Here is an 18,901-nt window from a genome sequence, read left to right as displayed (position 1 = left end):
ACATGCAAGTATTAGTTTTAAACTCGGGGAGTTCCTCCATAAAATTTCAATTGTTTTTAATGCCAGAAGAGCGTATTTTATGCTCAGGGCTTATTGAACGTATTGGTTTTGATGATGCTATTTTTAAATTCAAAACTAAAAATGACACTATTGAATTTGTAAGCCCAATTTTAAACCATAAAGATGGATTAAAATTATTATCAAAACAGCTTTTAGATAAAAACACGGGCATTATAAAATCCCCAGAAGATATTTCGATAGTCGGCCATAGAGTAGTGCATGGTGGCATTCATTTTAATAAAACAACTCAAATCACTAAGGCTGTAAAAGAAAAGATAAAAGAACTATCATCGCTTGCTCCTTTACATAATCCTGCTAATCTTGAGGGCATCGAAGTTGCTGAAGATATATTTCCAAATGCAAAACAGGTTGCTGTTTTTGATACGGCTTTTCATCAATCGATACCAGAACATGCATATAAATATGCGATTCCTAATGAATTTTTAACTGATCATCATATTCGTTTATATGGTTTTCATGGGACCAGTCATAAGTATGTTTCAGAAAAAGCTATCGATTATTTAGGTAAAAAAGATTCTAAAATTATTACCATTCATTTAGGAAACGGTTGTAGTATGACGGCTATAAAGGACGGTAAGAGTATTGATCATTCTTTAGGATTTTCTCCCGTTAGTGGTTTAATTATGGGAACACGTTCTGGAGATATCGATCCAGCTATTATCTTTCATTTAACAAATAAACTAGACTACAGTTTAGACGAAATAAACACGCTACTACAAAAAAAGAGTGGCATGCTTGGACTTACTGGTTTTAGTGATTTAAGAGATATTCAAGAACAAGCAGCCCAAGGAAATAAGGCATGTCAACTAGCTTTAGAGATGAATGTGTATCGTATAAAAAAATATATTGGTAGCTATGCCGCTATTTTAAATGGATTAGATGCGATCGTATTTACTGCGGGTATTGGAGAAAACTCACAATTAATGAGAGCACTAGTTTCTAAAGATTTGGAGTTTTTAGGTATTCATTTAGATGCTGAAAAAAACAAAATTAGATCTAAAACGACACATGCTATTAATACAGATGATTCTAAAGTAAAAATTTTAGTAATTCCCACTAATGAAGAATTGGAAATTGCTAAACAAGCCACTCAGTTATTCAAAAATCAAGCGTCCTTTATATAATTGATTAACCTCAACGATTGGTGGGCGATTTACAGAAATCACATGACCCACTCCAGAAATAGTACCTTTAATTTCTTGTTGGGGGTTTACAATCATATCGTTAGATGATCTATTCCATAATTTTACATTTTGGGCTATAAGATTTCGGCCTTCAAAACGTGAGGTCCCAGATGCAAAAGTAAGATTTAGGTTTTCTGTTTTACCCGAAATAAAACAATTAGATAAATTATTAAAAACTAATCTAAATGTATTATTATCGATCTGTAACCTAAAATTAGCATTTGTAATGCTATCTGGATCACCAAAATCTTCCGATAGAATAGTTAAACTTGGATAAGTTAAAACGCCATCTGAACTTATATCATACTGTGTAGAGCTCCTAATTTCTGTTATATTTGGAGATGTCACGTAAACTTTAGTAACACCATAATCTCGCACATAATTACAATTGTTACTATCGGTTAATGTTAGCTTACCATCTAAAACAACTGCTTTTACATCATTCATTAAATTTTCACCAGATTCAACAATAACTTGCTGTTCCATTCCTTCTTTAATAATGAGTTCTATATCGCGATTGACAAATATTTTATCAAAAGAATCTACTACTATTTCCTGTTGAACTATACGCCCTGTTTTCTGAAAACAATCTCCAGCGTTTTCACTATCGCAAGCTATTGTTAAAAACAAAACTAATATGTAAACTATTCTTTTCATATTTTCATTCCTGCAAAGGCAGGAACCCATTTTTATATTTAAGTTTCAATTCTTAAGATTCCTGCCTTACTGAAACAAGTTCAGTACAAGTCGCAGGAATGACAGATCGTTTATAGTCTAACACCAACTCCAAATTCTATTGCCTCAGCTTTGGCTCCATGTGATTTTAGTGTTAATGCTCCAAACCACTTATCACCAAAATAACGTTTTAAACCAACCCTTAAATAGGTACGTCCTTCAAAATCGTAAGGATAATAGACATAATATCCCAACTGTGTAATAAGCGACGTTTTATTAATAAATAATTCATGACCTGCAAAAACACCTACTCTTTTATAATCCTCATTTCCTGATAAATTATCTTCAGGAAAGGCAACCGATCTATAATAAATATGTTCTTTTAAAAATCTTGAAAAGAAAACATCGGCTCCTAACTGCCATGCACTTTTTACATTTACACGCTTATCCGCATAAGCAGAAAAAATATAAAAAGGGAATTGTCCACTATCAACTGTATCACTTTCATTAACACCACTTCTAAAAGCAATATTATATTTTATGGGTTGTGTGAATTTTTCTTTATTTTCATTATCAAGTGTTGACACATATTCGGGTTCTGCCTCGTCTAAATTATAAGTCACTCCAATATTTAGAACCATATTGTTAATACTCGTATTTGGTGCTTTTACATTACCATTGGAATAGTGAATAAATGATAACCCTGCTTGTAATCCAAACCTATCTATAATACGCTCTTTTTTGTAATTAAGCATTAAAAGAGTACTACTCATAATTTTAGTTCCAAAGGCTATATTTCTAAAATTTTCTTCTTTATCATAAGGGTTGGTCGTTAAAGCCAAACCTTGACCAATACGTAACATTAAATGACGTTTCAAAAAGTAGAAATTGTAATGCGCATACAATGAATAATTATTCCCTAAAACATCGTTTTTTAGATTTTGGTAGGCAAAAGACACACCGTAATCTGGGTAATTATAGTGTTGTTCCCAATCGTTATACCCGTAGGTTTTTTTATTCCAACCTAAAATAATTCCCTCTGGGCGCCCTTTAATTAAATGTAGTATATCGTTATTATGCAAGACTATGTTTCCTTTAGCATAATTGACATCTATATAAGACGTATGCTTCTTTTCTTGTGAGAAAGAAACGCTGAACACTGTACAAAAAATACAGATTAAAAATACCCTCATTAATAGATTAATAGGTTTGTTTGAAGGGCAAAAATAACAGAATTATCAAAATAACTGTGATGCAATGGCTTTTATATTATCACTTTTACCCATAGAGTAATAATGTAGTACTGGAACACCTGCTTTTTTAAGTTCTTCAGATTGCTTTATAGCCCATTCTACTCCCACTTGTCTTACCTGTTTATTATCTTTACACTTTTCTACTTCATCAACTAAATCTTCTGGTAAATCTATTTTAAAAACTTGAGGAAGTATTTGTAAATGACGTTTTACTGCTAACGGCTTTATCCCTGGAATAATAGGGATATTAATTCCTGCTTTTTTCGCTTTTTCTACAAATTCAAAGTATTTTTTATTATCAAAAAACATTTGTGTGACTACATAATCTGCCCCTGCATCAACCTTTTCTTTAAGACGTCTTAAGTCTGCTTGCATAGAAGGCGCTTCCATATGTTTTTCAGGATAACCTGCAACACCAATACAAAAATCAGATTTATGATTAGACTCTATAACATCGTGTAAATACTTGCCATAGTTTAAATTCTGAATTTGAGCCACTAAATCTGTTGCATAGTGATTCCCTCCTTTTGAAGGTTCAAAATATTTTTGATGACTCATAGCATCACCTCGTAAAGCCATCACGTTCTCTATACCTAAATAATGGCAATCTACTAATAAATATTCTGTCTCTTCTTTGGTAAAACCACCACATAACACATGTGGCACCGTATCTACATTATACTTATGTTTAATAGCCGCACAGATACCAACTGTACCTGGACGCATACGTGTTATTTTTCTATCTAATAACCCGTCGCCTTTATCGATATAGATATACTGTTCTCTGGAAGTTGTTACATCAATAAAAGGGGGTTTAAATTCCATTAAAGGATCTATATTATTATACAGTTCCTGAATGTTCCTTCCCTTTTGTGGTGGAATAATTTCGAACGAAAACAATGTTTTTCCGTTGGCTTTTTTAATATGGTCTATTACTTTCATCAGTTAACTTTTGTCATTCCCGCAAAGGCGGGAATCTCATCATTATTAGTTCTTATTTTCTTAGCCAAAAATTCACAAATGATTCCTTAAGGCTTTTCTTTTTATTGCTCCCTTTTGGAGAGGCTAGAGTTTTTTTACTCCTCTGCAAGATTAGGATGCAGCCACTTTCTGGCTTTATCTTTTTTGATACCTTTTCTGGTAGCATAATCTGTTACTTGGTCATCCGTGATTTTACCTAAACCAAAATATTTAGCTTCTGGGTTTCCAAAATAGTATCCAGATACTGCAGCTGCTGGCCACATGGCTAAACTTTCTGTTAACGATACTCCAATCAGCTTTTCAACATCCAATAATTCCCAAATGGTTTCTTTCTCTAAATGATCTGGACATGCAGGATAACCTGGTGCTGGACGAATCCCCTTATAAGTTTCTTTTATTAATTCTTCATTAGATAAATCTTCGTCTGATGCATAACCCCAATGTTTTGTTCGCACTTGTTTGTGTAAATATTCAGCAAATGCTTCTGCAAATCTATCAGCAATAGCTTGTGCCATTATCGAGTTATAATCGTCTTCTTTTTTCTTATAATAGGTTGCTAGTTCTTGTGCTCCAAAAATACCCACGCAGAATGCACCCATATAATCCGTTTTACCTGTTTCTTTTGGTGCAATAAAATCGGACAAGGCTATATTAGGAATGCCTTCCCTTTTCTTTAATTGCTGACGCAAGGTTCTAAATACAGCAATCTCACGACCTTTTTTCTGAATAGATATATCATCATCATTGATCGTATTTGCTTCAAACAAGCCAAAAACAGCTTTTGGTTTCAACAACTGTTTTGCTACAATCTGCTTAATCATAGCTTGTGCATCTTCATACAGTTGTGTAGCCTGTTCTCCAACAACCTCATCAGTTAATATCTCTGGGAATTTACCGTGTAAATCCCATGAGATAAAGAAAGGTTTCCAATCTATGAAAGGTAATAGTTCTTTTAAACTTAGTTGCTTTAATATTTGAACGCCTAATTCGTTAGGCTTAACTATATTGGACGTTTCCCAGTCTATGCTGTATTTTTTACGTCGTGCTTCTTCTATGGATATATAAGACTTCTCTTTGCCTCGTTTTAAAAATTTCTCACGAAATTCATCATAATCCTTTTTAAGTTTTGCAACATATGCATTGGACGTTTTCTTATTCAATAAATCTCCAACAACCGTTACTGCTCTGGATGCATCGTTTACATGTACTACAGCATTTTTATACTGTGGATCTATTTTCACCGCAGTATGTGCTTTAGATGTTGTTGCTCCCCCTATAAGTAACGGCACAGAGAAGTTTTGACGTTCCATTTCTTTAGCTAAATACACCATTTCGTCTAAAGATGGTGTGATTAAACCTGATAGGCCAATGGCGTCTACATTATGTTCTTTCGCTTCAGAAATTATCTTTTCTGGTGGCACCATAACGCCAAGATCAACTATTTCGTAATTATTACAGCCTAAAACAACACTCACAATATTTTTTCCAATATCGTGGACATCTCCTTTTACGGTTGCCATTAATACTTTTCCTAACGCTTCTTGTTTTTCGCCTTTTTCGGCTTCAATAAATGGGTTTAAATAGGATACTGCTTTTTTCATAACCCTTGCCGATTTTACTACTTGTGGCAAGAACATTTTTCCTGCTCCAAACAAATCACCCACCACATTCATTCCTATCATTAAATGACCTTCAATAACTTCTATTGGCTTTTCGGCTTCTTGCCTAGCTTGTTCTACATCTTCAATAATGTAAGCATCAATTCCTTTTACTAAAGCATGTGTAATACGTTCTTGAAGTGAAAGCTCTCTCCATGATAAATCTACAGTCTTTTCTTTTGTAGATCCTTTTACAGTTTCAGCAAAATCCAATAAACGCTCGGTAGCGTCATCTCTTCTGTCTAGAATAACATCTTCAACATGTTCTAATAAATCTTTAGGAATATCATCATATACCTCTAAAAGCGCTGGGTTTACAATTCCCATATTCATACCAGCTTGAATGGCATAGTATAGAAATACCGAGTGCATAGCTTCCCGAACGCGATCATTTCCTCTAAAAGAAAAGGACACATTACTCACACCACCACTAACACTTACATTTGGTAAATTTTCGCGTACCCAACGTGTTGCTTCAATGAAATCAATCGCATTTCTGCGGTGTTCTTCCATTCCTGTTGCTACAGGAAATATATTTAAATCGAAAATAATGTCTTCTGATGGAAAGCCAACTTTATTTACCAGAACATCATAAGAACGCTTAGATATTTCAATACGTCTCTCATAATTATCTGCTTGACCAACCTCATCAAACGCCATCACGATAACCGCAGCTCCATATCGCTTGATCTGTTTTGCTTCCCAGATAAACTTTTCTTCTCCTTCTTTTAAAGAAATAGAGTTTACAACACATTTCCCCTGTACTACTTGAAGTCCGGCTTCAATGATTTCCCATTTAGAGCTATCTATCATAATAGGCACACGGCAAATATCTGGTTCGGCAGCGATTAAATTTAAAAAGCGAACCATAGATTCTTTTCCATCAATAAGACCATCGTCCATATTAATGTCTATTATTTGTGCACCTCCGTCTACCTGATGCCGTGCAATATCCAGCGCCTCATCAAATTTCTCTTCTTTTATTAATCTTAAGAATTTACGCGACCCTGCAACATTAGTACGTTCTCCAACATTAATAAAATTACTGTTTTCGTTAAGGACTAGTGGTTCTAATCCTGATAAACGCATGTATTTCTTCCCCACTCCAACCTCTCCCCAAAGGGAAGAGACTTTTTTAATTGGGTCTTTATCGTTTTTATTTCTCATTATTTATAATGTTCTACAATTGGGAATGGTTCGTAAAAATGATGTAATAAAGCTTTCCATTTTTGATATTCATTCGATTTTCTGAACCCTACTTCATGGTCTTCAATCGTTTCCCAATTGACTAATAATATATATTTATCTTCTTGTTCGACACACTTTTTTAATTCGTGGGATATATATCCTTTCATTGAAGAAATTATATTCTTAGCCTCACTAAAAGCTTTTTCAAAATCTGTTGAAAGTCCTTTTTTAATATTTAATATGGCTACTTCGAGTATCATGTTTTATTTACTTAGCGAGACCTGTCAGGTTTTTATAAGGTTTCTGTTTTCTCAGGAATAACAGTCCTTGGCTTGTACTTAGCAGCTAAGTCTGCAATGACTTTAATATGTTCTGGACTTGTACCACAACAGCCTCCTATAATATTTATTAAATTCTTTTTTAAATATTCTTCTATCTGAGCCCCCATTTCTTCTGGTGTTTCGTCATACTCTCCAAAAGCATTTGGCAATCCTGCATTGGGATGTGCCGATATTGCAAAATCTGTTTTGGAAGCAATGGCTTCTAAATGTGGTTGCAATAAGTTAGCTCCCAAAGCACAATTAAAACCAACCGATAATAGTGGAATATGAGAAACAGAAATTAAAAATGCTTCTGCTGTTTGCCCAGAAAGTGTTCTTCCTGATGCATCTGTGATCGTACCACTCAACATAACAGGAATATCAATGCCTCTTTCGTCTTTAACTTCTTCTATAGCAAATAAAGCTGCTTTAGCATTTAAAGTGTCAAAAACAGTTTCCACCAATAACAAATCAGATCCTCCATCAATTAAAGCTTCTACCTGTTGTTTATACGCTTTACGTAACTCGTCAAAAGTAACAGCTCTGTAACCAGGATCATTAACATCTGGAGACATACTTGCCGTACGGTTTGTTGGACCTATTGATCCTGCTACAAAACGCGGTTTATGAGGTTCTTTTGCTGTAAATTCATCAGCGACTTCCCTGGCTATTTTTGCTGATTGATAATTAAGTTCGTACACCAAATCTTCCATTTGATAATCTGCCATAGCGATTGTTGTACCGGAAAAGGTATTCGTTTCTACAATATCTGCACCGACCTCAAAATACTTAGCATGTATTTCTTTAATCGCTTTTGGCTGTGTAATGGACAGCAAGTCATTATTACCTTGCAACGGCGTTGGGTAATCTTTAAAACGATCCCCTCTAAAATCTTCTTCGGTAAATTTATAAGCCTGTAACATCGTACCCATGGCACCATCCAGCACTAAAATACGCTCTTGTAAAGCTTGTTGTATATTCGACATTTTGATATTTTTTAAACGTCATTCTGATTCGATTTCAGCACCATATTATTTTGGTAACATAAATAATGAGGAACTAAAACAACCCTTCGACTACGCTCAGGGAGACATTTTCAGCTTGACCAATGTTTGTTTTTTCAAATATTCGTAATGTCATCAAGAAAGGTAAAAGAAACACTTTCCGTTATCTTTCTAATATTTTTAAACATTAGTAGAATTTAGCACCTTCTTTAACAGATAAAGGGTTGCCAAGGCTTCAGCGGGTCTATTCCCTCTGCCTTTCTTGATAACATTAATACGTTTATGAACAATATAATAAACTTAAGGTTTAACAATCTTAAGTTCATTAATATAGTGGACAAAAATAACAACTATATTTTTCTTATCCTTATAATTTATTAAAAAATGTATTATTCGAATAATGGTGACGATAAATACCGATCACCTCTATCACAAATAATAGCTACAATAACACCTTCTTCAATAGTTTTTGCAATTTCTAAAGCACAATAGACAGCACCTCCACTACTCATCCCTGCAAAAACACCTTCTTCTTTCGCTAAACGTTGGGTCATTGCTTTTGCATCTTCTTCATTAACATCCACAACAACATCTACCTTAGAGCGGTCAAAAAACTTAGGTACATAATCTGGTGACCATTTTCTTATCCCAGGTATTCTAGCACCATCTGCTGGTTGCGCTCCTACTATAGTTATATTTTTATTTTTTTCTTTTAGAAAAGTTGATGTTCCCATAATGGTTCCAGTAGTTCCCATAGCAGATACAAAATGCGTAATTTCACCTTCTGTATCTCTCCAAATTTCAGGGCCAGTTGTTTTGTAATGCGCCTTCCAGTTATCGTTATTTTCAAACTGATTTAATAAGGTGTATCCTTTTTCATCTCTAAGCTTGAATGCTAAATCTCTTGAACCTTCAATACCAACATCCGATGGGGTTAAAATCACTTCGGCTCCATAAGCTCTCATAGTCTTAACGCGTTCTTCAGTAGAGTTCTCTGGCATGATTAATACCATATTCAGCCCTAATAGCTGTGCGATAAAAGCCAATGCAATACCTGTATTCCCACTAGTTGCTTCTACTAAAGTTCCTCCTTTTTTAATATCACCTCGTTTTAATGCTTCATTAATCATATTAAAAGCGGCACGGTCTTTTACACTTCCTCCGGGATTATTCCCTTCGAGTTTAAAAAACAATCGAACGTTTTTATTTTCAATAATATGACTTGCCTCTACAATTGGTGTGTTTCCAATTTGATCTAGGATGCTTTTACCGTATGCCATTCTTTTTAGGTCTGATTTTAATTTCAGTCTGATAGGTCACTAATGAATCTTCTGGAACGGATTGTGTAATCCAAACGTTGGCTCCAATAGTTGAATTAGCTCCAATCACAATATCACCACCTAAAATAGTAGCATTTGCGTAAATGGTAACATTATCTTCTATGGTAGGGTGTCTTTTTGTAGATGCTAGGCTTTTAGCCACTTGAATACCACCTAAGGTTACCCCTTGGTATATTTTAACCTGTTTACCAATAATAGATGATTCTCCTATTACAATTCCTGTACCATGATCTATATAAAACGAGTCGCTTATAGTCGCTCCTGGATGAATATCAATTCCCGTAATACCATGTATATACTCACTCATCATTCTGGGTAAAATATACACACCAAGTTTATATAATGCATGACTTAATCTATAAATAGAAATAGCATGAAAACCAGGATAGGCTAAATATATTTCTTCCAAGCAATGAGATGCTGGATCGTTATTTTCAAATGCAATAGCATCCAGATCTAATGTTTTTCTAATTTCAGGAAGTTCAGCTTTAAAGCTTTCCCATAATTTTTCGCCATTTTCTATCTCTAATGACGACAATATTTCAAGGAATGTTTTCTCTAAATAATCACCATGAACCTCCTCCTGTTCGCAATCGAATAGCGAATAAAACAATCGTTTTGTGAATGTTTTAACCGTATCTTTTAGGCAAACGTTATAGCTTTTCATTGTGTTAAATATATTTCTAATTAATAGCTTGAACTACTGCTTTAGGTGCTTCTTTACGAGTCCCGTCAAAACCATCAATACCACTAACTGTTGTATATTTTAACACATATTTTTTACCTGGATTGATAATCCTATAAGCTGCCTGACACATTAATGTTGCTTCGTGGAAACCACAAAGAATTAATTTTAATTTCTCAGGGTATGTATTCACATCTCCAATAGCAAAAATACCAGGAATATTTGTTTGATAATTTAAAGAGTTATCAACTTTTATAGCATTTTTTTCTATCTCTAATCCCCAATTTCCGATAGGTCCTAATTTAGGAGATAATCCAAATAAAGGAATAAAGTGATCGGTTTCAATTTTAGTAGTTTCTCCATCTTTAACTACAGAAACTGCTTCTATTTTTCCATCACCGTGAAGCTCTTTAACTTCTGCTGGTGTGATCAGGTTTATTTTATTTAAGAGTGTTAATTCTCTAACTTTCTCAACTGAGTCTAAAGCACCTCTAAATTCGTTTCTTCTATGAATTAATGTTACTTCTGAAGCGACATCTGTTAAAAAGATACTCCAATCTAAAGCAGAATCTCCACCACCAGAAATCACTACTTTTTTATCTCTATAAAATTCAGGATCTTTAATAATGTACTCAACCCCCTTGTCTTCGTAATCTGCAATACCTTCAATAGCTGGTTTTCTAGGCTCAAAAGATCCTAACCCTCCTGCAATGGCTACTACAGGTGCATGGTGTTGTGTCCCCTTGTTAGTGGTAACAATAAAAGAACCATCTTCTTGCTTTTCTATAGTTTCTGCGCGTTCACCTAATGTAAATCCAGGCTCGAATTGCTTGCCTTGCTCTAAAAGATTTTTTGTTAAATCACCTGCTAAAATTTCAGGAAACCCAGGAATATCATAAATAGGTTTTTTAGGATAAATCTCAGAACATTGTCCTCCTGGTTGCGGTAATGCATCAATTAAATGACACTTAAGTTTTAATAAACCCGCTTCAAAAACTGTAAATAATCCAGTTGGTCCTGCACCTATTATTAGTATATCTGTTTTAATCATATTACGATTCTTTTTTTGAAATTAATCCTTTGGTAAATTCATTAAGCGTTTCTACTTTTTGCTCGAAATCACCTTTTATTGTTTTTCTATATTCATTTAAATTTTTAACCAGATCGTCAACATTTTCTGGAATCACATCCTCAAAAAACTGACGTAATCTTTTGGCTGTTGTTGGCGACTTCCCATTTGTAGAAATCGCTACTTTTACATGGCCTTTTGTTACAATGCCTCCCATATAAAAATCACAATATGGTGGGTTATCTGCAACGTTGACTAATTTGGCTTCTGCTCTACAATCTTTCCAAACTTCTACATTTACTTCGGGTACATCAGTCGTAGCTACAACAATATGCTTTCCGCTTAAGTAGCTTTTATTATATGTATCCTCAATTAACGTAACATCACCTTTCTTTGCAAGCGCTATGGTTCCTTCTCTAAACATAGGAGACACCATAGTAACTCGTGAATCTGGGCTAGACTTTAGTAAAAAAGTCAATTTTTCTTCAGCCACAAAACCACCACCTACAATAAGTACGTGTAAGTTTTTAGTCTTTAAAAAAATAGGATATAAATTATTCCTTTCCATATCCAACTTAGCTTATGGTATTAACCTCTTTGTAAATAGATGTTAATATTGCTCGTTTTTTAACAACATCTCCTATCACAATAATAGCAGGATTTGTTAATTCTTTTTCAGCTACAATACTACTAATTGTCTCAATAGTCCCAATACCAACATTTTCATTGTCTCTAGTGCCATTTTGAATAATTGCAATAGGTGTATCTTGTTTTTTTTCTTCTGAAAAAATACGAACGATTTCGGTCAACTTACTCATTCCCATCAAAATTACTACAGTAGCTGTTGATTTTGCTGCTAAAGCAACGTCTGATGATAATTGATGATTTTTAGTTGTACCTGTAATTACCCAAAAGCTTTCTGATGCATTCCTTTTAGTTAAAGGAATGCCTTGGTATGCTGGCACTGCAAGAGCTGATGATATTCCTGGTACTACAAAGGTTTCCACACCAAATTGTCTTACGTAGTCGATCTCTTCTGCACCTCTTCCAAATATAAATGGATCGCCACCTTTTAATCTCACAACATGTCCGCGACTTTTAGCTTTACTAACTATAAGTTCATTGATTTGCTCTTGCTGAAATGCATAACACCCTTTACGTTTACCCACAAAAATAAGTTCCGCTTCGCTTGACGCATATTTTAGTAACGCCTCATTTATAAGAGCATCATACAGAATAACATCTGCAGATTCTATAGATTTAATAGCTTTAAGCGTTATTAGATCCTCATCACCAGGTCCGGCTCCTACAACCGTTAAGCGCCCCCTAACCCCTGAAGGGGGAAAAGGATTCTTTATATCTTTATTTTCGTTTTTTTTACTCATCTTTATAAAAACCTCTGCAAAAAAGATTCTTTATTACATTTAGAATGACACTTTCTAAACAGCTTTTTTCTGAAGTTTCTCGGTTTCAGTTTCTCTGAATGTTCTTACTTTATCTAAAAATAAGTTTGCATTCTCGATATACTTTGCGGCAAACTCTTCTGTTGGTGCAAATTTATTAATTTGATATATCAATTCTGAAAAAGAAGTGCCTAAATCTATATTTCCACTTGTTACAAACAATTCGTCAAATTGACTTACAATACCTGCATGCGTATTTGTTTTCTTATTTTCTGCTAATAACAACGCTTTCGCGGAATTAACTAAAGAGCTATATGCATGATAGATAGCACTTGAATATACTTTATTATCAAAAGATTTTTTAGCATTTTCTATCTTTTCTTCACTTTCTAAAAATAGTGTTGCTATTAAATCGATAACCACACCAGCACATTCACCAATACCAATCTCCTTAACGTATTTCTCTTCTTCACCCCAATCGATAAAATCGTCTTGAATTAAATTAGTAACATCCTGAAGGTCGTTTAAGAAATCGTAAAAATACTTTTCTCCTTTTTCTTTATAATAGTCTACAAACTGCTTTCCGTTAGCATTTGCTTCAAAATCATTTAAAATACGTCTTAAAGCTTCTGGTCCTCTTTTACTTGGCACTTTAACCACTTTATCTGCAAATACGCCACTGCCATCTCCTAAATTACCACCACCTAATAACACTTGTAATGCTGGCGCTACTAATTTATCTGGTGTACGTACAGACATCCCTTGGAAACCAATATTTGCCATATTGTGTTGTCCGCAAGCGTTCATACATCCACTAATTTTAATAACTAAATCTTCATTACTTAGATATTGTGGGTATTCCGATTTAATAACACGCTCCAACTCATCTGCAATTCCCGTACTACTTGCAATTCCTAAATTACAAGTATCTGTTCCCGGACATGCCGTAATATCTACCGCTTTGTTATAACCCGCTTCTACAAATCCTAATTTTTCTAATTCATTATAGAAAAATGGTACTAATGCTTCTTTTACAAAAGGGATTACTATGTTTTGACGCAATGAAAGCCTTATTTCCCCTGCTGCATATTTTTCAACTAAATCGGCTAACAATCTTGCTTTATCTGTATAAAAATCTCCTAAAAGGACTTTGATACCAATCGCTACATAACCGTCTTGTTTTTGAGGAATCAGGTTTGTTGATTTCCAAGTTTCAAAAGCTTCTTGGTCTTTTATTTCAACTTGTGGAATCTCACTTATTTCTACTGGTGTTGAAGCTTCATATGCATCTGCATCAATAGCAACCGATTTAAACTCAATCGCATTTTGCTCCTCTTCTACTAATGCCTTGAAAGCTTCTAATCCGATATCTTTTATTAAAAACTTCATACGTGCTTTGGCGCGGCTTTTACGCTCACCATGACGGTCAAAAATTCTTAAAACACCTTCCATTACTGGAATGATCTTATCTGTTTCTATAAAATCGTATAACACATCTGCATGTCGTGGCTGAGAACCTAGTCCCCCTCCAAGCATCACCTTAAATCCGCGTACACCATTTTCAATCTTTGCTATAAAACCTAAATCATGCATGTATGACAATCCAGTATCTTCGTCTGAAGAAGAGAAAGACACTTTGAACTTACGTCCCATTTCCTGACAGATAGGATTTCTTAAGAACGCACGAAATAAAGCATCTGCATAAGGTGATACATCAAACGGTTCGTTAACATCAATTCCAGCCGTTTCAGAAGCCGTTACATTTCTAACCGTGTTACCGCAAGCTTCTCTCAGAGTAACATCATCACGTTCCAACTCAGCCCAAAGCTCTGGAGTTCTATTTAAATCAACATAGTGAATTTGAATATCCTGACGCGTCGTAATGTGTAAACGACCACGAGAGTATTCATCTGACACTTCTGAAATTCTACGCAATTGATTGCTCTTCACTTTTCCGTAAGGCAATTTAATACGAATCATTTGCACGCCTTCTTGACGCTGTCCGTATACACCTCTAGCTAAACGAAGACTTCTAAATTTTTCTTCGTCTATTTTACCGTTATGAAAAAGCTCAATTTTATTAGCTAATTCTATAATGTCATTTTCGACAATTGGATTTTCTATTTCTGTTCTAAAACTTTGCATGATTTTTTTTATTGAATGAAGCCAGCTCCTACCGTATTATTTGTTTGCGGATCTATTAAAATAAACGATCCGTTAGTTCTGTGATTCTTAAATTGGTCGTAAAAAATTGGCTTATTTAATTTGAACGTTATCGACGCAATATCGTTAACTCCTAATCCTGATACATCGGTATCTATTCCTGAGTAATCTGGATGTATTTTATGATGAATCGTATCTACTTTTGCTAATACTTTATTGATCCCATGCTGTACTATATATTTAGAACCAGCTGTTAATTGTGTTGAATCCATCCAACAAACATTAGCAGTAAATTGTTTATCTATAGTTGGTAAATCGCCATCTTTAACGATCATATCCCCTCTACTCACATTGATATCATTTTCTAAAGTGATGGTTACAGATGAACGTCTTGATGCCGTTTCATACTTTTCATCGTAGAAATAGATATCCTTTATTTTAGATTTTGTTTGCGATGGCAATACAACAATATCATCACCAACGCTTAAATTTCCACCATACACTTTTCCTGCATACCCTCTAAAATCATGAAAATCTTCAGTTTTTGGACGTATTACATATTGTACTGGAAATCTTGGCGTTCCTATATTGAATATATCTGCTTTATCTAACTCTTCTAAATGCTCCAATAAAGTCTGACCTTGGTACCAAGGCATCTTATCCGTTTTATTTACAACATTATCTCCTTTTAAAGCACTAACAGGAATGAATGTTATTTTTTGACCTTGATAATCTCTTTTGCTCATCAATGTTTCAAAATCTGCCTTAATCTTATTATAGATTTCTTCTGAATAGTCTACTAAATCCATTTTATTAATAGCTACAACAATGTCTTTAACCCTCAATAAATTATTTATGAAAAAATGACGATTTGTTTGCTCAATCACTCCTTTTCTTGCGTCTATTAAAATGATAGATGCTTGAGATGTTGAAGCGCCTGTTACCATATTACGTGTATATTCCACGTGGCCAGGTGTATCTGCTATAATATAACTTTTCTTAGCTGTTGAAAAGTAAATATGTGCGACATCTATAGTTATTCCTTGCTCCCTTTCTGCTACCAAACCATCGGTTGCTAAAGAAAAATCTAAATAATCGTAGCCTCTTTGCTTACTTGTTTTTTCAATAGCTTCTAACTTATCTGTAGTTAATGATTTTGTATCATATAAAATACGTCCTATCAAGGTACTTTTACCATCATCTACACTTCCTGCTGTTGCAATTTTTAATACTTCCATGGCCTCTCCCCAACCCTCTCCAAAGGAGAGGGAGCTTTTACGGGTATGTTTTAAATATTAGTTTTAATCTTTTATTTTTATATCTGCAAGGCTTTTGAAGCCTTACAGGATTATATTAGCAAACTTGATAATTCCCCCTTCGGGGGCTAGGGGGCTTAGAAATACCCTTGCTGTTTACGTTTTTCCATGGCTGCTTCAGAACGTTTATCGTCAATACGCGCACCACGTTCTGAAATCGTACTTTCTCTAATTTCTTGCACGACCTTAGAAATAGAAACTGCATCTGATAATACCGCTGCTGTACAACTCATATCTCCTACAGTTCTAAAACGTACTAATTCTTCAATCACTTCTTCATTGTCATCTCTATAAACAACACCATCTTCAGCAGACCAAATCATTCCGTCTCTTAAAAACACTTTACGTTTGTGAGCAAAATAAATAGAAGGAATTTCAATATTTTCCTTTTCTATATAAGACCACACATCTAATTCTGTCCAGTTTGAAATTGGGAATACACGAACATTTTGTCCGTGCTCAATATTTCCATTCAGCATATCGAACAATTCCGGGCGTTGGTTTTTCTCATCCCACTGTCCGAAGTCATCACGCACAGAAAAAATACGTTCTTTAGCTCTAGCCTTTTCTTCATCACGACGCGCACCACCTATTGCAGCATCAAACTTAAACTCCTCAAGAGCATCTAAAAGTGTTGTTGTCTGCAACATATTTCTACTTGCATAACGTCCAGATTCCTCTTTTACTTTTCCTTGATCGATAGAGTCCTGTACATTTCTCACAATAAGTTCTAGACCTAATTCTTTAACCAATCTGTCTCTAAACTCTATAGTTTCAGGGAAATTATGCCCTGTATCAATATGCATTAAAGGAAACGGAACTTTAGCTGGGTAAAAGGCTTTTACTGCCAGTCTCACCAAAGTGATAGAATCTTTTCCTCCTGAAAATAACAACACTGGTTTTTCAAACTGTGCCGCTACTTCCCTCATAATGTAGATCGCTTCATTTTCTAGCGAGTTGATATGTGATGTGTTTTTATTCATAATCTTATTTTGTTATTTGCTACTAATGCACAAATATTTTTCTTCTATTTTCTCTAACTGTATATTATTCTAAGCGTGCAAACCACACTCTCTATTTTCTAAGGCTTTAGTAGGGTCGAAATATTTAAATTCGTTTGGTAAATTATTTTCTTCTAAATAACTATCTAACTTTTCATCAGACCAATAGTAAAATGGGCTCACTTTTAAGACACCATCTTTACTCAAACTAAAAATTCCAATACTATTTCTAAATGCTGTTTGCCCTTGGCGCAGGTTTGTAAACCAAACATTTGGTTTGTGTTCTTCCATCGCTCTTTTAAATGGCTCAAGCTTTACCTGTTCTGTAAACAAAGCATGTTCTGGCGCGTCAATACTTGGAATGCCCATAACCACATCGCGATGCGATGATGTTTGTTTTGGTACGTATAAAAAGACATTTAAATCTAAATCTTTTATCATCTGCTCTGCATGTCTATATGTTTGGGGTGTATTATAACCCGTGTCACACCAAACTACCGGTACTTTTGCTTCAACCGAACTTACCGCATGTAAAATAGCAGCTTCGTAAGGTCTGAAGTTAGTTGTTACTACCGTTTTATTATTAAGCTCAAAAGCCTTTTTAATAATGTCTATTGGCGATGCATCTTTAAATGCCTCATTCAATTCTTGTATTTGATTTTCTGTAAACATCTTCTTTCTATTTATTTTCCCCATTTAATCTTATTCCAAACTCTTTCATGGAAAAAGTATAACACCATTTTAGTTAAAAAGTCTACAGATGCTATGAGTGAGGCCACGGTTATTTCTTGAGTTAGTACATAAGAAACAACTAATGTATCTAGAGTCCCTATAACCCTCCAACTTAAAGCTTTAGCAACGCTACGAATAGGTTTTTCACCAACACTATCGGCTTTATAAGTAGACTTTTCTTTGTTTTTTAATAACATCTGCGCTATCATTTGTCGTTGTATTACATTAATCCTATCGATTTAATAGGAATTACAAAAGTAAAACTTTTTATAACATGACAAAAATTATTAACAACTTATTTGGAATAATGGAATATTTTTAGGTTAGTTAACCCAAATTATAGAGAAAATCGATTTATTTTATGAAATTTTCAATACCTAACTTGCCGACAGATCTTCTAAAGTATTATTTCTTAATACTTTTAAAGTATTGTCACGCACTTGGATCATAAGTTTATGAACACTGCATTCATGCTCATCTGGACAGTCATCACATTTCTCATAGAAATTTAAGCTTACGCAAGGCACCATAGCGATAGGGCCTTCTAAAACACGCATAACGTCTGCCATTTTGATCTCAGAGGGTTCTTTTATGAGGTAATAACCACCGTGTTTTCCTTTTTTTGAGCCTAGAAAGCCAGATTTTCTAAGCGTAAGCATAATACTTTCCAAAAACTTCTGTGGAATATTTTCGCTCTTTGAAATCTCACTTATTTGTACAGGTAGATCTCCAACACTTTTAGCAATATAAGTTAGCGCTTTTAATCCGTATTTTGTCTTTTTGGATAGCATGCTGCTAATATACTTAATTTATAGCTTGTTGCAAATGTTACAAAAAAACAAAAAACT

General features: G+C 34.4%; 18 protein-coding genes and 1 riboswitch. Of the genes, 1 reads left to right on the top strand and 17 read right to left on the bottom strand.

Annotated elements, in window-relative coordinates; all coding sequences use genetic code 11:
* The first annotated feature begins 2 nt into the window (after positions 1–2).
* Complete coding sequence (locus tag Q4Q34_RS10225; RefSeq protein WP_303318381.1) at positions 3–1,205, top strand: acetate/propionate family kinase; 1,203 nt, start codon at positions 3–5, stop codon at positions 1,203–1,205.
* On the opposite strand, the gene Q4Q34_RS10220 is transcribed toward Q4Q34_RS10225, so the two are convergent.
* From Q4Q34_RS10220 to Q4Q34_RS10140, 17 genes are all read right to left on the bottom strand, one after another.
* Entirely contained in the window at positions 1,176–1,922 is a 747-nt protein-coding gene (locus tag Q4Q34_RS10220) for a head GIN domain-containing protein (RefSeq protein ID WP_303318382.1), read from the bottom strand. The two genes, Q4Q34_RS10225 and Q4Q34_RS10220, sit on opposite strands and share 30 nt — an antisense overlap.
* Positions 1,923–2,032: 110 nt before the next feature.
* Positions 2,033–3,133, bottom strand: coding sequence for an acyloxyacyl hydrolase (locus Q4Q34_RS10215; RefSeq protein WP_303318383.1), 1,101 nt, complete (start codon positions 3,131–3,133; stop codon positions 2,033–2,035).
* A 45-nt stretch (positions 3,134–3,178) separates the two neighbouring features.
* Entirely contained in the window at positions 3,179–4,135 is a 957-nt protein-coding gene (gene metF / locus Q4Q34_RS10210) for a methylenetetrahydrofolate reductase [NAD(P)H] (protein ID WP_303318384.1), read from the bottom strand.
* 134 nt (positions 4,136–4,269) lie between these two features.
* Positions 4,270–6,921: a methionine synthase gene (gene metH, locus Q4Q34_RS10205; protein ID WP_303318434.1), complete on the bottom strand. Its 2,652-nt coding sequence runs from the start codon at positions 6,919–6,921 to the stop codon at positions 4,270–4,272.
* A 77-nt stretch (positions 6,922–6,998) separates the two neighbouring features.
* Complete coding sequence (locus tag Q4Q34_RS10200) at positions 6,999–7,280, bottom strand: antibiotic biosynthesis monooxygenase family protein (protein WP_303281972.1); 282 nt, start codon at positions 7,278–7,280, stop codon at positions 6,999–7,001.
* A 32-nt stretch (positions 7,281–7,312) separates the two neighbouring features.
* Positions 7,313–8,326: a homocysteine S-methyltransferase family protein gene (locus Q4Q34_RS10195; RefSeq protein ID WP_303318385.1), complete on the bottom strand. Its 1,014-nt coding sequence runs from the start codon at positions 8,324–8,326 to the stop codon at positions 7,313–7,315.
* A gap of 178 nt (positions 8,327–8,504) precedes the next feature.
* A riboswitch (SAM riboswitch) is annotated at positions 8,505–8,616 on the bottom strand.
* A 117-nt stretch (positions 8,617–8,733) separates the two neighbouring features.
* Complete coding sequence (gene cysM, locus Q4Q34_RS10190; RefSeq protein WP_303318386.1) at positions 8,734–9,624, bottom strand: cysteine synthase CysM; 891 nt, start codon at positions 9,622–9,624, stop codon at positions 8,734–8,736.
* Positions 9,611–10,351 (bottom strand): serine O-acetyltransferase EpsC, encoded by a 741-nt coding sequence (gene epsC / locus Q4Q34_RS10185; protein WP_303318387.1) that lies wholly within the window; start codon positions 10,349–10,351, stop codon positions 9,611–9,613. Before epsC ends, cysM begins: the two co-directional genes overlap by 14 nt.
* A 16-nt stretch (positions 10,352–10,367) precedes the next feature.
* Positions 10,368–11,420, bottom strand: a complete 1,053-nt coding sequence (locus tag Q4Q34_RS10180; protein ID WP_303318388.1) for an NAD(P)/FAD-dependent oxidoreductase — start codon at positions 11,418–11,420, stop codon at positions 10,368–10,370.
* Position 11,421: 1 nt separating this feature from the next.
* The gene (locus Q4Q34_RS10175; protein ID WP_303318389.1) at positions 11,422–12,006 is read right to left on the bottom strand and encodes a precorrin-2 dehydrogenase/sirohydrochlorin ferrochelatase family protein; all 585 of its coding nucleotides are present in this window, start codon (positions 12,004–12,006) and stop codon (positions 11,422–11,424) included.
* Between the two features lie 7 nt (positions 12,007–12,013).
* Positions 12,014–12,823, bottom strand: coding sequence for a uroporphyrinogen-III C-methyltransferase (gene cobA / locus Q4Q34_RS10170; protein WP_303318390.1), 810 nt, complete (start codon positions 12,821–12,823; stop codon positions 12,014–12,016).
* 54 nt (positions 12,824–12,877) lie between these two features.
* The gene (locus Q4Q34_RS10165; protein WP_303318391.1) at positions 12,878–14,986 is read right to left on the bottom strand and encodes a HEPN domain-containing protein; all 2,109 of its coding nucleotides are present in this window, start codon (positions 14,984–14,986) and stop codon (positions 12,878–12,880) included.
* A gap of 8 nt (positions 14,987–14,994) precedes the next feature.
* Positions 14,995–16,242 (bottom strand): sulfate adenylyltransferase subunit 1, encoded by a 1,248-nt coding sequence (locus tag Q4Q34_RS10160; protein ID WP_303318392.1) that lies wholly within the window; start codon positions 16,240–16,242, stop codon positions 14,995–14,997.
* A 155-nt stretch (positions 16,243–16,397) separates the two neighbouring features.
* Complete coding sequence (gene cysD, locus Q4Q34_RS10155) at positions 16,398–17,303, bottom strand: sulfate adenylyltransferase subunit CysD (RefSeq protein ID WP_303318393.1); 906 nt, start codon at positions 17,301–17,303, stop codon at positions 16,398–16,400.
* A gap of 69 nt (positions 17,304–17,372) precedes the next feature.
* Entirely contained in the window at positions 17,373–17,993 is a 621-nt protein-coding gene (locus tag Q4Q34_RS10150; protein ID WP_330444535.1) for a phosphoadenosine phosphosulfate reductase domain-containing protein, read from the bottom strand.
* Between the two features lie 11 nt (positions 17,994–18,004).
* A complete protein-coding gene (locus Q4Q34_RS10145; protein ID WP_135876251.1) occupies positions 18,005–18,262 on the bottom strand; it encodes a DUF2061 domain-containing protein in 258 nt (85 codons plus the stop codon).
* A gap of 168 nt (positions 18,263–18,430) precedes the next feature.
* Positions 18,431–18,844, bottom strand: a complete 414-nt coding sequence (locus tag Q4Q34_RS10140; protein ID WP_303318395.1) for an RrF2 family transcriptional regulator — start codon at positions 18,842–18,844, stop codon at positions 18,431–18,433.
* Between the last annotated feature and the right edge of the window lie 57 nt (positions 18,845–18,901).

Origin of the sequence: Flavivirga abyssicola (assembly GCF_030540775.2) — a bacterium.
GTDB classification, from domain to species: domain Bacteria; phylum Bacteroidota; class Bacteroidia; order Flavobacteriales; family Flavobacteriaceae; genus Flavivirga; species Flavivirga abyssicola.
The sequence above is the reverse complement of the archived record's forward strand: the minus strand, read 5'-3'. Positions and strand labels throughout refer to the sequence as shown.